The organism is Microcoleus sp. (assembly GCF_041354475.1).
Lineage (GTDB): Bacteria > Cyanobacteriota > Cyanobacteriia > Cyanobacteriales > Microcoleaceae > Microcoleus.
Genome location: NZ_JBGJZU010000015.1, coordinates 45,280 through 60,582, shown reverse-complemented (window position 1 = coordinate 60,582; position 15,303 = coordinate 45,280). Strand labels below are relative to the sequence as shown.

12 protein-coding genes are annotated in these 15,303 nt (G+C 43.1%); 4 read left to right on the top strand and 8 right to left on the bottom strand.

The window, feature by feature from the left end; genetic code table 11:
- The first annotated feature begins 109 nt into the window (after positions 1-109).
- The 3 genes from ACBR23_RS08455 to ACBR23_RS08445 all read left to right on the top strand — a co-directional run bounded on the left by ACBR23_RS08455 (position 110) and on the right by ACBR23_RS08445 (position 1,226).
- Positions 110-733: a serine/threonine-protein kinase gene (locus tag ACBR23_RS08455; RefSeq protein ID WP_371119350.1), complete on the top strand. Its 624-nt coding sequence runs from the start codon at positions 110-112 to the stop codon at positions 731-733.
- 90 nt (positions 734-823) lie between these two features.
- Positions 824-1,024, top strand: coding sequence for an endonuclease domain-containing protein (locus tag ACBR23_RS08450; RefSeq protein WP_371121388.1), 201 nt, complete (start codon positions 824-826; stop codon positions 1,022-1,024).
- Between the two features lie 58 nt (positions 1,025-1,082).
- Positions 1,083-1,226 carry a hypothetical protein gene (locus ACBR23_RS08445; RefSeq protein ID WP_371119375.1) on the top strand — a complete coding sequence of 48 codons (144 nt, stop codon included), beginning with the start codon at positions 1,083-1,085 and terminating at the stop codon, positions 1,224-1,226.
- A gap of 334 nt (positions 1,227-1,560) precedes the next feature.
- On the opposite strand, the gene ACBR23_RS08440 is transcribed toward ACBR23_RS08445, so the two are convergent.
- Positions 1,561-1,710, bottom strand: a complete 150-nt coding sequence (locus ACBR23_RS08440; RefSeq protein WP_341735226.1) for a hypothetical protein — start codon at positions 1,708-1,710, stop codon at positions 1,561-1,563.
- Here ACBR23_RS08440 and ACBR23_RS08435 point away from each other — a divergent pair.
- On the top strand, positions 1,639-2,031 hold the full coding sequence (locus ACBR23_RS08435) for an FHA domain-containing protein (protein WP_371121270.1): 393 nt from the start codon (positions 1,639-1,641) through the stop codon (positions 2,029-2,031). The genes ACBR23_RS08440 and ACBR23_RS08435 overlap by 72 nt on opposite strands.
- 119 nt (positions 2,032-2,150) lie before the next feature.
- On the opposite strand, the gene ACBR23_RS08430 is transcribed toward ACBR23_RS08435, so the two are convergent.
- The 7 genes from ACBR23_RS08430 to ACBR23_RS08400 form a co-directional block, all read right to left on the bottom strand.
- Positions 2,151-3,431: a glycosyltransferase family 4 protein gene (locus ACBR23_RS08430; RefSeq protein ID WP_371116195.1), complete on the bottom strand. Its 1,281-nt coding sequence runs from the start codon at positions 3,429-3,431 to the stop codon at positions 2,151-2,153.
- A 108-nt stretch (positions 3,432-3,539) separates the two neighbouring features.
- Positions 3,540-5,198: a class I SAM-dependent methyltransferase gene (locus ACBR23_RS08425; RefSeq protein ID WP_371116196.1), complete on the bottom strand. Its 1,659-nt coding sequence runs from the start codon at positions 5,196-5,198 to the stop codon at positions 3,540-3,542.
- Between the two features lie 27 nt (positions 5,199-5,225).
- Positions 5,226-10,529 carry a glycosyltransferase gene (locus ACBR23_RS08420; protein ID WP_371119351.1) on the bottom strand — a complete coding sequence of 1,768 codons (5,304 nt, stop codon included), beginning with the start codon at positions 10,527-10,529 and terminating at the stop codon, positions 5,226-5,228.
- Between the two features lie 54 nt (positions 10,530-10,583).
- Positions 10,584-12,125, bottom strand: a complete 1,542-nt coding sequence (locus ACBR23_RS08415) for a methyltransferase (protein ID WP_371119352.1) — start codon at positions 12,123-12,125, stop codon at positions 10,584-10,586.
- Between the two features lie 14 nt (positions 12,126-12,139).
- A complete protein-coding gene (locus ACBR23_RS08410; RefSeq protein WP_371116199.1) occupies positions 12,140-13,555 on the bottom strand; it encodes an ABC transporter ATP-binding protein in 1,416 nt (471 codons plus the stop codon).
- Positions 13,556-13,635: 80 nt separating this feature from the next.
- Positions 13,636-14,475 (bottom strand): ABC transporter permease, encoded by an 840-nt coding sequence (locus ACBR23_RS08405; RefSeq protein WP_341735391.1) that lies wholly within the window; start codon positions 14,473-14,475, stop codon positions 13,636-13,638.
- Positions 14,476-14,719: 244 nt separating this feature from the next.
- Positions 14,720-15,259 (bottom strand): hypothetical protein, encoded by a 540-nt coding sequence (locus ACBR23_RS08400; RefSeq protein WP_371119353.1) that lies wholly within the window; start codon positions 15,257-15,259, stop codon positions 14,720-14,722.
- Between the last annotated feature and the right edge of the window lie 44 nt (positions 15,260-15,303).

Here is a 15,303-nt window from a genome sequence, read left to right as displayed (position 1 = left end):
CCCAAAATCTCGGAAAAAACCCGGTTTCTCCACCTCACCCAAAGCCTCAACAAAATTCCCTCATCTCAGCTATAATCAAAAACATCCTCTCCATCCCCACATACCCGCCATGAGGCACTGGCCCCCCGAACAACAACTCCAAAACGGCAAATACATCATCGAAACCATCCTCGGTGGTGGCGGATTCGGCGTCACCTACCGCGCCCAAAAACCCAAAGAAGGCAAAGTAGTCGCCATCAAAACCCTAAATGCCAACGTTCAAGGGAAGCCAAACTTTCGCGAATTACAAACCAAATTTGTCAACGAAGCATTATCTTTAGCCCGATGCAGCCATCCCCACGTTGTCCAAGTTTACGAAGTATTTCCCGAAATGGCAGGAAATATCGAATTGTGGTGCATGGTGATGGAATTAATCGACGGCACTAATTTAGCTGAATATCTCGAAGATAACGGCATTTTGTCGGAAGTGAAAGCTTTGCCAATTATTCAACAAGTCGGAAGCGCCCTGAGTTTTGTCCACCAGCAGGGACTTACTCATCTGGATGTTAAACCGCAAAATGTTATGTTAAGAACCCCCCCCAGCCCCCCCTTGGTAAGGGGGGGAGTAAGAGAAAATTCCCTCTTCTCTTCTTCCCCCCTTAGTAAGGGGGAAGAAATCTCTTCTTCGCCCCTTAGTAAGGGGGGCGAAATTTCTTCTCCCCCCCTTACCAAGGGGGGGCTGGGGGGGGGTTAAAATCTAAACAACCAACGAACAAACTAAAAAAACGCTCTTACTCCCCCCCTTACCAAGGGGGGGCTGGGGGGGGTTAAATCCTATATAACAATGACAAAACTCTACAACAGAAGCTCAGAAAAATTCAAGCGACAGAAGCTTCGCGCAGAAATGACAGAAGCAGAAAAGCAGCTATGGAAACGTATCAGAAACAGACAGCTTGAAAATTGTAAATTTCGCAGACAATATAGTGTAGCAGCATTTGTGCTAGATTTCTATTCACCAGAAATCAAGTTAGCACGCTTAAGTTGATGGTGACAGTCATTTTGTAGATGGTGCTGTAGAATATGATGCAGAAAGGCAAGCGTTTATTGAATCGGCAAGGATTAATTTTTTGAGGTTTACTAATGATGATGTTTATCATAATTTGGATGGGGTTTTAGAGGTGATTGTGGAGGGGATTAAATCGCTGAGAATATCGGGTGTTTTACCCCCCCCAGCCCCCCCTTGGTAAGGGGGGGAGCAAGAGTTAATCCCCCTTGGTAAGGGGGGGAGCAAGAGTTAGGAGGGTAGATTAGATTTAATCGTTTATTGCATCAACTCTTTTACCCCCCCCAGCCCCCCCTTAGCAAGGGGGGGAGCAAGAGTTAGGAGGGTAGATTAGATTTAATCGTTTATTGCATCAATTCTTTTACCCCCCCCAGCCCCCCCTTAGCAAGGGGGGGAGCAAGAGTTAGCCCTTTATTAAGGGGGGAGCAAGGGTTAGCCCTTTGTTAAGGGTGGGGAGCAAGAGTTTCGAGCATCCAAATCCAAAATTGAATAATCCAAAATCTATAATCTATATGAGTTCAAAAGTTACCCTCACCATCACCGCAGGTAATCTCAAAGGCCAATAATTTATCTTTGACACCCGCACTACTTGCATTATTGGCCGCGCTAAAGATTGCTACCCCAAGATTCCCGATGACGACAAACACCGCACCATTTCCCGCTATCATTGTTTGCTAGATATCAATCCTCCCGATATCCGCATCCGCGATTTTGGTAGCAAGAATGGTACTTTTGTTAATGGCAAAAAAATTGGTCAGCGAGAAGCTCATCAATCTCCTGAAGAGGCGGCTCAAATTCAATTTCCAGAGTATGATTTGGGGGAGGGAGATGAATTTACACTCAGCGATACTTCTTTTCGAGTTGCTGTTGCCCTTGACCCGGAAAATGCCAAAACAGCCCAACAACAATCACCCCCTACTATTCCCTCAAATCAAGAGAATCTGAAATTTATTACAAAAGTGCAGCAGATTTTAAACAAGCTCTATTAAACACTATATCATAAATTACTGATAATAATCCTTCCGATGTCAGTATTGTTAGCAATCCATAATTTGAAAACCGTGGGTTCAACACTTAGTTCAAACCCAGGCTATGACATTACAAACGATTAAATTCTCACCGCAAAAGATGCTGCCAATTCCCGTTCCGGTTCCATACCAACTGTAGGCGGCATTGAACGATTTGCAACCTGCTCGATTAATCGTAGATGTTGCGGCAACATTTTAGCTAAACTGTAGCGTTCCAAGGCTGTTTCACGGGCTTTGACGCGAACTTCTGCCATGCGAGTAGGATGGTCTAAAACTTCATCAATGCGATCGGCTACTTGTTTCGGCGAGAAGTAATCGACTAACAAACCGTTTTCTCCATCCCGAATCACTTCTCGGACTGGCCCGGTGTCGGAACCGATGACTAAACATCCCGTCGATAGAGATTCAATCATTGACCAAGATAGCACAAAAGGTCTCGTTAAATAAACGTGCACATCCGATGCTTGAATGACTTTTAAGTACAGTCCGTAAGGTAGCGGCCCAACAAAGTGAACTCGCGACAAATCTAGCGGGACTTTTTTGAGCATATAGTCTTTGTAAGACTCACCATTAGGTAAAGAACGCCCGTAACAAACTCTGTCGGAACCAACAACTACGACGTGACAATTGGGGCGGCGTTCTTGTACATAGGCGATGGATTCAATAAACTCTGGAAATCCTCGGTAAGGTTCCATTCCTCGCGATACATAGGTGACAATTTCATCAACGCCGGACAAATCTAAGTTAGGCAAAACCAGTTTAGCACCGGGGTCTGGTTTGAAGTAGTCTGTATCTACGCCGTCGTGAATTGTGGAGAGTTTTTGTTGTAATTCTGGCGGAAATTGCGATCGCTGCCAATAAGTGGGCGACAAGCCCCAATCGCAAGAGTATAAATCCACTAAAATCGGCGCATTCTTAATTCTAATTCTCGCCATATCGTCCACTGTTAAAGGTTCCGCGGGGTCGAAATCTGCGTCGGAACCGATCGCGTGATAAAACCACTCGAAGTAGCATAAAAGTGGCGTATTTGGAAAAGCTTCTTTGACAAACAATGTCGGCCCCCAACCGGAATGACCGCAGATAATATCCGGTACAAAACCATCGGCTTTGAGTTGTTCAGCCATTCTAAATACGGCTTGTCCGTAGATGACGGCACTTTCTAAGGGGCGAACGTATTGGTGAGTCTGGGCGTTGGGTTCTCGGCTGGGTGTAAATGCAGCTTTGCGAACACCGGGAATGTTCCATTCTGGCCGCTCGTTTTTAGTTCCAAAAACTACTTGGTTATTGGGGTCTGCGCCTAACGCCGTGATAATGTGGCGGTATTGGGCCGGAAAGTTGGGATGGAGAAATAATGCTTTCATTTTAGAAGGAAGAAGGAAGAAGGAAGAAGGAAGAAGGGAAACGGCATTGCCATTTCCGAATTTTTACATTAGTCCACGGAGGTGGACTTTGTTTGTATAGTCGCGGTTTCAACCGCCGGAACTTACTAATGGCGCTTTGCAGATCCAGACGCAATCGCGTGGTACTGAAGATGTATTTTTCAGGATGATTTCATAGTTTAAATGGTTGAGAAATTTTTCCATAATTGTATCAGTCATCACTGAAAATGCCGTACCATCTCTGCGTCCTAGCAAGTTTTTATCCCACTCGTTGGTGAATTTTTCCCAGCCTAATTCGCTGAGAATGTTCCCATGGTGAAAGACGCAAATGCGATCGCCTCGCAGCAGTTTCGGAATGCGAGTTAGGTAGTTGAATATATCCACTGGTTCTACGTGCACCATTGTATCGTAACAAAAGCAGGCATCAGCCGATTCTGGGGCGATACCATCTAATGTTAAACCGTTAAGTTTTACATAGGAAACGCGATCGTCTCCCAAGCGCGATCGGGTTGCTTCCAGCATTTGACTAGAAATGTCAGCACAAATTAGTCGATCGCAATATTTCAGCAGCAACGAACTGGTTTTGCCACCACCGATGCCAATTTCCAACACCCGATGTTCTTTTTTGATATAAGGCGCAATAAATTCCTGTTCTATCAAAGATTCATATTCTGATAGTGAATTAGCCGCACCAGCACCTTTTCCGATCCATTCATCGCCCAAATAAGCAAGTTCAGGATTATTCTCTTTCCATTCTTGGGCGTAGCTATCCCACGCTCTTTCGTAGTCTATTTTAGGCGGTGTTATTTCCATTGTTTTTGGTTTTTTATGTCTCAGAATACACAAACAAAAATCACTTGATAGTCCTCCCGGCATCTCCATTAAGATTTTTTCAATCTCAAGCAATAACTTGACAATCGTTTCACTCTTTGGATCTCCGTCGGAAAGTTGATAGTGATCTAACAAAGGGTAAAGTTCATGAAGCAACCCTCCACCGGCCGGATTCAAAACTTCCACATCAAAGTAGAATTCTAAAAACGGCAGTATCAGCTTTGACCTGACAGCTTCCGAAGGGTCTTTCGCGAATACTCTCTCAATACTTGGACTGGCAAATATTTCAGTTGTTCCCGACCTCAGCCTGTAGTCAAAGCATTTGTAGATGCGATTAATCAAAGCCTCTTGGTTTTGATTATATATATTGTAGCAATCTCCTATGTATTCATTGACAATAAAATATCCATCGGGTTTTAAACATTTCCGAACAATTGACAAACATCTTTCTAGTTCTCGGACGTGATGGAGGGAACCAGAGCAAAAAACTAGATCGTATTTCTTACTATCATCAATGGTAAATAAATTAAAATCATCTTGATAAAAATTAATTTCTACTCCGGCTGCTGCGGCATCTTTTCTAGCAATTTCTAAAGAACTCTCGGAAAAATCAAACGCATCAATTTGAGTAGCCAATCCTAATTTAGCCATTAAAATCTCGTGATTCCCGACACCGCAACCAATAGACAACAGGCGCTCGAACCGTTGTTTTTTGAAAAATTTATTAGCTAACCAGCTTAACCAATAACCATTACCCTTAGCACCTGAAAGTCTATGGTTGATAGCAGCTTCAATAATCGGATTAGATAACCAGTAACCTTGCTTTCCAATGGCAGCAGTGGGGTTAGTCTCCCAATAAGTTTTAGCCGTTAATCCCTCGGAGGTGTTATCTTCTATAGGCTGGGAATTTGACTGCATACTTTTTCACCCTTTAATTTTCAACAGTTACTTTTTAGTAAAATAGGCTTCTCGAAAAATCTGACCGTAATCTTGAGTCATTTCTTCAAAAGTATTCAATGACTTTAACACATATTTAGCATTTTCTGCTAACCGCTGACGCCAAGATTTATCCTCCAACAAAGTATGCAATGAGGCCGCTAGTTCTTCTGGGCGATCGGGGGTGTAAAATAAACCGTTAATTCCCGGTCTAACTTGTTCTTTAATCCCAAAAACCGGCGTTGTAATAATTGGTAAATCCCACGCCATCGCCTCTAGAATCACCCTGGGAAAACTTTCAATCCGAGAAGTACAAACAAAAATATCGGCGGCCTGGTAATATTTTCCCGTCTCCGAAGTTTCGGGGACAATAGTCACCCTTTGCCGTAATTTTTGTGGCAACTCACCAACCAATTCGGCTAATTTGTTGCTGTAAATACTAGGGCGATCGCCCACAATAAAACACCTAATTTTGTCGTGCCATTCTTCCGCCACCAGCGCCAGCGCCTTGACTAAATCCTGTTGACCTTTTCTTTCACATACTGTTCCCAGCACCAAAATTACCACATCTTCTGGCTCAACACCGAGACTCTTTCTCGCCAATTCAGGATTGTCCGAATTATCCAATCGACTCAAGTCTAAACCATTGTGAATGACTGTAAAATTGTGGTGGCTATTCAGAGGTAAATATCTATCTCGCGTTGCATCCGCCACAAAAATCACCTTGTAAGGAAACCGAAAACACTCTAAAGCTCGTGCCGCAATCTCTGAACCGAACCTGTTAAAATAAGTTTGCCAAGGTTCGCTTTCATGGACGTTCCAGACTGTCGGAATTCCGATTTGCTGCGCCGCATCAACTACAAAGAAATTTTCTAAAGTATTAGCATAAATCGCATCTACTTTGAGTTTCTTAATTTCTTGGCTAAAATTCTCGATCGCCTCATCATAAGCATCACGCTGGTAGATATGTTCCAGAGGATTATCATAAATAATTACCTCAATGCCCTGCTGTTCGTAAGTTTGACGTAGTGGCCCATCGGAAACACAAAAGACGATGGGCTTAATCACACCCAAAGCAGCCAACTTCACGGCGATTTCATATTGATGTAACGGCGCACCCGTGAAATCAAGGGAATTACTACACATCAACAATTTGATCGGCTTAACTCCGTCCCAGGGCTTTGTTTGTACCGCGAGCTCTTCGACTTCGCTTAGAGGCCTATATTCCTGCATAAAAAATCGGACTGGTTGAATCCGAAAATATTCATCTTCCAAAGACAAGTGAGGACTGTAACAACTATCTTTTTTACCCGCATACTTGCGTCGAAATGCCGCTACTTCTGTGGGATTGTCATTAAAACCCCTAGAAGCTCCCTCTTTGTGTAACAGTTCCGCATCGGGACAATATACGCAGCGATAGCCATTTTCTAACAATCGGTATCCGTAATCGGCATCATTGTAAGCAACAGCAAAATTAGCCTCATCAAAACCGCCCAATTCTAAGAACAATTGACGGGGAGTTAGCATACAAGCAGCAGTCACCGCCGAGTAATTTCGCGTCACCATCGCCTGAGAAAGATAGCCTCGATTATCGCTACTCATCAACTTAAAAGCGTGACCAGCTAAACCATGATGGAGTCCATGAATTATGCCCGCGTGCTGAACTCTATTATCGGGATATAACAGTCTCGCGCCGACAGCACCCACCTTGGCAATTTGTGCGTATCCCACCATCTGACTCAGCCAGCGCGGGTTGATTATCTCAGTATCATTGTTCAAAAACAAGATATATTGGCTGTCACATTGTTCGACAGCGCGGTTGTTAATTGCTGCATAACTAAACCTTCCTTGCTGATTTTTGATGGGCAAAACTTGGCATTTTAAGTTTTTGAAATATTCCAGGGCTTTGGGGTCGTCGCTTTCGTTATCGATGACGAGAATTTGATAATTTTTGTAAGTGGTAGCCTCCAGAGAATCCAGACAGGATTTAAGCAATTCTGGCTGATTTTTAGTGGGAATAATAATTGTCACCGACGGCCCGGTATCGGGGAAGTTTTGAGCAAAAATTCCCAAATTTTCTTTGATTGCCCAGGTGTGCTGAGCAACTTCTCCTTGGATTTGTTGGCGGTTTAATGCGTCTTGAATTGCTTTTTGACCTGCTGAAAAACTGGCTGGTTTCGCGGCTCCAGATATGGCGGTAGAGCCTGGGGCGGTGCGCCAGTGATATAATACCAGTGGCAGATGGGCGACGTGGCGAGAAATTTCCGTTGCTCTCAAGGCAAAATCGTAATCTTGGGAGCCTTCAAAACCTAATCGCATACCCCCTACTTGTTCAACAATCTGCTTTCTGACGGCGCACAAATGACCTAGATACATATAGGAAAGTAGCAATTCTGGCGACCATTCGGGTTTGAATTGCGGGGAAAATCGGCTGCCTTTGGTGTCAATTTTATCGTCGTCGGAGTAGAGAAAATCTGTGGTGGGATTGGTGGCAAAATATAAGGCAACTTCTCCTAATGCGTCGAGAGTTAGTTCGTCGTCGTTGTCCAAAAATACGATGATTTCACCTGTGGCGATGGCTAGGGCGCTGTTGGTGGCTGCGCTGATGTTGCCGTTTTCTTGCCGAAAGGTAAGCTGAATTCGAGTGTCTTTTGTTGCCCAGTTTTTTAAAGTTTCAATGACTGTTAAATCGGTGCTGCAATCGTCGGCAATACAAAGTTCCCAGTTTTGATAAACTTGATTGCACACGCTGCCGATCGCACTTGACAAAAATTCTACTTCCGGGTTGTAAACTGGCATTACCACCGAAATTTTCGGCAGTGGTGCCTGACAAGATTCTAAACGAGAAATCAAGTAACTGCGCGATCGCTCATTCCACTGATTCACCGACAGCCAAGCATCATACCTATCAATGGGCTGCGGCACAACAAAACCCGCAGGTGGTAGCAATTCCCCTGGCGCAATAAACTGTTGTTGCTGGCTATAAATCTTGGCAAACTGACGCACCACAGACAGTATTTCCCAAGGCATCGGTATAATTCTACCGAGACGTTGTTTTCTTTCTCTCGCCCGTTGCCGAATTGCCTCTATAAACCTCGACAATTCCTCAAATTTATCAGCACTTCTGCGCCAGATATCATAAGGTTGAACCTTCAATATTTGCGACGCTTGAAAAGATAAAATCTCCCCAGTTTCTAACTGTGCGTCTAAAGAAACCAGCCATTCTCCCACAGGCAAATTCACCAGGGCTTCAAAGCCACTTTCCGAACTATTCACCCAATCGGGAAACACTTCACCGACATCTTTTCGTCGCAAACCATAGGCGCATTCTACAGAAGTATCACCACAGACAAGGGTTAATTTAACAATTTTGCGATCGTGGTGACAACACCAACCGGCAAACAAAACCTGACCAGGCCGCTGTTCCCAAACTATGGGCGTATCAAAGGATGCTTGAATTGTGGAAACAAAAAGCGGATAAACTGACAACAGATGCCATTTACCCTTAGTATCTTGCACTTCCAACAGCACTTCGTGTCGTCCCGGTGGGACGGATAATTCAATTCTAAAACCTGAATTTTTAGCGGCACTAATATTAGAGTGAGCTTCCGCTACATCACTTCTTTCTATGCCACAAAAACCTGTAAAAATTGTGTTTTTAATTTTTGCTCGCACCGATTTAATGCTAAATTGACTGTGAAAAGCCCAGCCACTGATTACTAAATCAGAATCGTAAATATGCAAATTGTTTGCACCGTCTATCGAAAAAATAAATCTCGGAAAAAAATCGCGAACTTGGCGTTTTATTTCTAAAATATTTTCTCCGATTTTCCACCAAATAGAAGATTTTATCTGGGCAATTTCCCGGTGAAGTGGTTCAATTTCTTGGCGCGATTTTTCGAGGTTGATGACCGAGGTTCTGAGGTTTTCCTGAATTTCTCTGGTTTCGGTTTCCAGTCGGAGGAACTTCGCTGCTTTCTTCTTTAACTCTAATTCTTTTTCTTCTATTTCTGCCTGTTTTTCTCCCAATTCTGATTCTAAAATTAGCACTTTTTCTAAGGCTATTTTAAATTTAGATTCTTGACCGGCTAACTGTACTTGAGTTTGCCCTAATTCTGTTTCCAATTCTAGGAGTTTGGCTAAAGCTTCTTGAAATTGGGATTCTTTGCCGGCTAATTGTACTTGAGTTTGCCCTAATTTTGTTTCCAATTCTAGGAGTTTGGCTAAAGCTTCTTGAAATTGGGATTCTTTGCCGGCTAATTGTACTTGAGTTTGTCCTAATTCTGTTTCCAATTTCAACAGCTTTTTTAAAGCGTCTTCAAATTGGGATTCTTTGCCTACTAACTGTACTTGAGTTTGCCCTAATTCTGTTTCTAATCCCAAGACTTTTGTCTGAGCTTTTTGAAATTCTTCTTGCCATTTTTTGACTTCAGAGGTGTTGGTTTTTTGCTGTTTTTCCAGTAAGCTAATTTTTAGCCAATCTTGGAGTTGTCCCACAGCAGGTGTAGGTAAACTGATGATTGTATCTGGGGATAAACTGGTCTTGCTGCTTAAATCTTGGGCCTGGGATTCTAAGATTTGATAAATTTCTACAGCTTCGGGAAAATAATGTTCTATCAGGCTATGTCTATGGCTGTTTTCGAGATCGTTGACTAATAGAGATTTGTCAAAATTGTCGGTGGGGATAGCACATAAATTAACCTTAAATTTTTGATTGACTTGATTGATGAAAAATTCGGGATGATTCCCGATCGGGTAAACGTTGGCTAGCAGACAGCGATCGGGAAAACGTTCGTAAAGTTCTAAAACTTGCTGATTGTAGTGAATCCACATTTTTACTGCCATTTCGGGATTGTTCAGCAAGCTGACATCGGTGCCACGACGGTACAGGGAATCGACTACTTCCCAGGGCGATCGATAAACGCAGATAAAATTAGCTTCGGGTAGCAGATTTAACCAAAAATTACTGAAAAGTGCTGTACGCGGGTCTTTCCAGCCCCAGTGTTTGTCTGTTTGTTGATTTTCGGCAATTAATTTTTGGGCGATTTCTACAAATTTGGCTGCTACGGGAATCGTTTTTTCCGAGGTGCAGCCGAGTTCATCTATGCCCTGCGATCGCAAAACACTTTTGTGAAACTCCACAAAATCCACATTCTCAAAATGACCCTTAATATTTCCATCGGCAGGCCCGACTAAATTTTTACCAATATCAACTCCGACTTTCTGAAACAAAGAAGCTGTCAAAGAAGTACCGGAACGGTGCATTCCAGTTACAATAAAAACCGAAGATTTGCTGTCATTATTTATATTCACGTTTTCTCTCCCTCGCCCTAATTCCCAAACCTATTAATTTTATTCTACCTTTGTTTACTCTCCGGCTAAGCCTAGGGCGCGCCTGACTTGAAACCAAGCCGATCTGAGTCTCCAAAATTTGCTGCTTTCCATTGCTAGAATCCGATTATGCGATCGCTCAAATTCTGCTTTGACATAATTTAGCGATTTTTCTGTTTCTTCTAACTGCCCTTTCACAGATAGTAAATGAACTTCTGTCAGCTCAAAATTTCTTTGAACCTCCACCAATTTAGCTTCAGTTTCTTGCAACTTAGCTTCAGTTTCTTGTAACTTAGCTTCAGTTTCCTGCCCCAGGGTTTTAGTAGAAGTTAATTCATTTTTAGTTTGCTCTAATTCTATTTTAGCAGCAGCCAACTGACTTTCAACCAAGTTAATTTTGTGATGGGTAGAACTCAACAAAGACTGCGATAACTTCTGGCTGACCAGGGATTGAACTGTGCAATTTTCAATAATCAATTTCCCGCCACAGTTATTAATCAATTTCACCGTTAATACATCCTGGGGAGAAATAGTATCTTTCCCTAAATAACAGTTCCAGCCAGACTGCAAGATTGCATCTTTCTGAAAATGTTGCTCCAGATCCAGGCGGTCGTAAAAAGGCTCTGTTTTCTGGACAAGCTTACCATTTACCAACACTTGAACCTCATCAATTCTCCCATCCTGATTGACATCTACAGCCCACCCTTCCAAATATAAACTACCCTTTTTGGTAAAAGTAGCAACATCAACATATCCCTCCGGATGATGATTGAATTGCCAGTTATAAAAATCTTTAACCAGGTGATTTGTCACAATATACAAATCCTGAAATCTACATAGACCTTTTTCTATGCGATGCACAAATGCTTTGCCATCACTGACGCGATGCACAATTTCTCGGACAAACTTTTCAGTTACATAAGTTGTGCCGTATTCTTGCTTATTCAAGGACTCAATTTCGCTGTTGGGGCTGAACAAAAGACCTGTGGCTGGCATTTCTGTACCAGGTGCCCGCAAACACTCATCGTGAACGCTAAACATCAAAATGCCATTAGGATTCAACAAATTATACAAATTTTGCAACCAGCCACCAAAGGTTCTTTCTGGCATATGGCTGAAAAAAGAATTAGCGACAATGCAGTCAAACTTTTGGTCAATTAGATAATTTTCTGGATTTCCCGTAGAGACAATACCGTTAACACCGAAGTATTCTGTTTGAAACTTGACAGCCTGGGTAGAGATGTCAGACACCCAAACTCGTTCCGGTGGCATTTCCTGAATCAAAAAGCGGGTAAAGCGACCGTAACCGCAGGCGAAGTCGAGAAAAGATGGCACATTTTCAAAATCGCCAAAATGCCAATCTACAACTTGTTTAACTGTATCCATAATCCGACGACCGAGGGAATAATAGCGCACCAAAGCCCGATCGCTGTCATTTTTTACATTCCTCAGAGCAAACAAATACATTTCATCGTCTTCGCAAATATTCTGTTTAAAATGTTCGGGAAACTTAGCTTGCTCTCCAATTAATGCTTTAATAACAGAATTTTCCACCATATCTAGATTAATGTTGCTCATTATTTCCACAAAATTTATCTGATGACCTCGCTAGACGCTTCTGTTACCATTGAATCAGAATTGACAACAGTTAAACACGGTTCAATCAGCAAGTCAACAATACCGTTGCCACAGGATTCAGTACAAGACTGAACTCTAAACATTGCCACATCTACACAGCGATCGAGATAAGTCAAATCTTCATCTACCGTTCCCACCACCCCGGCATTCAAAAAATAAACCCCAGGATTTAGCAAACATTTAAATTGAAATTTGACTACCATTGTCGTTCCTGCTTCCACATACTTAATTGACTTGCTAGAAGCCTTCAAAGAAGCACCAGCCAACTCAAAGCCGCTAATGGTTTTAATTAACATTCCAAACCTCACTTTGGAAGTAGACTTCGAGAAAGTGACAGAGTAAGTGTAAATATAATCTTGACGACCAATCAAGTGATTTACCACATTTCCCTTCAGCGTAGTGATGCAGGGATTAATAATGGAGGCTCCCCTAGACGGATACCTCACCGTATTCGAGGGTATCATGCCTGGATCGTAATACTCTTCGTAATAGTCCTTGAATTCTGGAATGGATGGCTCTTGTTTAATTTCTCCAGTTGTGCTTTCTGTGGTGACATCCTGAAGGTCTTCTTCCGCTTCCTGCTTGGTCAGCTTATTCAATACTCGAATATCTTCCTTTAACCCCAAAACTTGATCTGGATCGGCATAAATCAATTTTTGATACTTAGATATGACCACCTTGGGCGTGTGAGCGAGCAGTAATTCCCCGCTATCCATTAAAATTGCCGAAGTACAAAGTTGCACCACAGAAGTAGCTGCGTGAGAAACAAATAAAATTGTTCCCCCACTTTCCTGAATTGACTGTAAACGAGCAAAACACTTACGCTGAAAAGCTTCGTCACCGACAGAAAGTGCTTCATCAACCACCAAAATATTTGGCTCAACGCTAGTCGCCACAGCGAAAGCCAGCCGGACAAACATACCGCTAGAATAGGTCTTGACTGGCTGTTCGATGAAATCTCCAATATCAGCAAAAGCTGCTATTTCATCAAATTTTTCTTCGGTTTCTTTTTGATTGAATCCCAGGATTTGAGCGTTGAAAAATACATTTTGCCGTCCGGTAAATTCTGGGTTAAAACCACTGCCGAGTTCCAACAAAGCTGAGACTCGCCCTTTAACTTCGACGCTACCTGCGGTTGGTGTTAGCGTCCCCACAATTATTTGCAGGAGGGTGCTTTTTCCCGAACCGTTGCGACCAACAATTCCTAGAGTTTGTCCCTGAGAAATTTCCAGATTGATGTCTTGTAGTGCCCAAAATTCGTCAGCAAGTTTTTTGCTGGGATAAATTATTTCCTTTAAGCGGTCTCCAGGGCGATCGTACCGTTTAAAACATTTGGAAACATTTTTGAGTGAAATTACAGTTTCTGTCATTGGATTTTAGATTTTAGATTTTAGATTTTAGATTGACTTTAGATCTAAAACAAATTTACAGTATCCTATCTAAAACCAATTTACAGCACGTCAGCAAAAGCCGGACGCAAACGTCGGTAAACAATTAAACCTCCACAAAATATAGCAGCAGAAATTAATGTGGCTACACCCCATTCGCCCCAGTGTTTCACTTCTCCAAGCAGTATGAGGTCGCGGTAAACTTCTGAAATTGCGGCCATTGGATTCAACCAAAAGATCAATCCACGCCACTGTTCGGGAATCACCGATGCTGGATAGACGATCGGCGTCAAATAGAACCAAAAATTTAGAATAACACCTAAAGTCTGAGGAATATCTCGCAAAAATACCGTTAAGCCTGCGGTTAAATATCCCAAGCCGGCAGTTAGCAGCAACTGAGGCATCCAAACCAGGGGCAGCAAGCACAGTGTAGCGTTGAGCTTTTGCGATGATACTGCTACTATGACGATTAAAGCTGCTAGACCCAGAGAGCTTTCAATAAACGCTGTCAAAATGGGTACTAGCGGCAGTAAACCGAGGGGAAATACCACTTTTTTCACTAAATTTGGCTGCCCTACTACGGATACTGCCGACTTAATCAAACCACTGGTAAAGGCACTCCAAGGCAGTAAACCTGCAAACAGCCAGACTCCAAAGGTAATGTCGCTGTTTTCTGGGAAGCCTGCAAGGTTGAGTTTTACCTTGAGGACGATGGAAAACACGTAAGTGTAAATCAGCAATTGTGATAGCTGATTCAGCAAAGGCCACAAATTGCCCAGAATTGAGCCTTTGTATTGAGATTCTAAATCGCGGCGCACTAATGTTGCCAGCAAATTGAGCTTCGCCCGTCGCCCGCGGCTAACCGTTCGGGCTTTGTGGGCAAATCCTTTGACCGATCTCAGCAATTTTTTTGCCCTCGTTCGCTACCTTCACACCTAAATCAACTCAAGCTGCTTGATAGCAGCTTTTGTTAAACCGCAATTATTCCACAGCCTCGCTACTTTGATCAAGGGTTTGTGGGCTAGCTGCACCCAGAGGAATTGTTTGTCAACTACCCATCATCAAGCGGAGTACCGCTATGATGTGGGCTTGTATCAGGACTCCTGCTGTCTTAGTTGAAGCCAGAAGGCACTTATGGGCTGTTGATTAGCCGATCGCCTCGCTGAGTGCCGAACCGATCGCCGCTTTTTGCTCCCCATCATAGCCCCAGCGATCGAAAAACTGCTCATATTCCCCTTGTCCAGTCCGCAAATTTTCTAGCATTTGCTCCGCTAGAGTTTGACAAGCAGGTATTTGCAGAGTTTGAATTAGATGGCGCGATCGCCCTTGTACTCTCTCGGAACCCGCGGCCATTTCCGGCTTGTGATGACGCGAGTGATAGACAACCATTGCGGCCGACATTGCCAGATTTTTGACCAGCAGTTCTGCTACGATCTCAGGAGCCTCGCGCAGTGCATCCAGCACTCCAGGAGACGGTTCATCTGCAAGGTGTCGATCGTCCGTCAGATAGGTGACAAAAAACCCTCTGGCACCGTTGTGTGTGTTCACCAGAGAAGCCACTGCTTGCTGAATCTGGGCCTGTGAAAGTCTATCGGCTTCAATTTCCGACAATAAAGATTGAGTCAGCGCGATCGCCCCCTCAAAAGTTATATTTTCCGATGCTAATAAATCCGACGGTATACTCATAGCAAACTCAATAATTCTCAAGACTATTTTAATAATTGTAAACA

Bases quoted from the DNA above. Each gene is read 5' to 3' on its own strand.
- ACBR23_RS08440 (WP_341735226.1), bottom strand. From the start codon at position 1,710: ATGATAGCGGGAAATGGTGCGGTGTTTGTCGTCATCGGGAATCTTGGG.
- ACBR23_RS08400 (WP_371119353.1), bottom strand. From the start codon at position 15,259: ATGAGTATACCGTCGGATTTATTAGCATCGGAAAATATAACTTTTGAG.
- ACBR23_RS08450 (WP_371121388.1), top strand. From the start codon at position 824: ATGACAAAACTCTACAACAGAAGCTCAGAAAAATTCAAGCGACAGAAG.
- ACBR23_RS08425 (WP_371116196.1), bottom strand. From the start codon at position 5,198: ATGCAGTCAAATTCCCAGCCTATAGAAGATAACACCTCCGAGGGATTA.
- ACBR23_RS08455 (WP_371119350.1), top strand. From the start codon at position 110: ATGAGGCACTGGCCCCCCGAACAACAACTCCAAAACGGCAAATACATC.
- ACBR23_RS08410 (WP_371116199.1), bottom strand. From the start codon at position 13,555: ATGACAGAAACTGTAATTTCACTCAAAAATGTTTCCAAATGTTTTAAA.
- ACBR23_RS08415 (WP_371119352.1), bottom strand. From the start codon at position 12,125: ATGAGCAACATTAATCTAGATATGGTGGAAAATTCTGTTATTAAAGCA.
- ACBR23_RS08430 (WP_371116195.1), bottom strand. From the start codon at position 3,431: ATGAAAGCATTATTTCTCCATCCCAACTTTCCGGCCCAATACCGCCAC.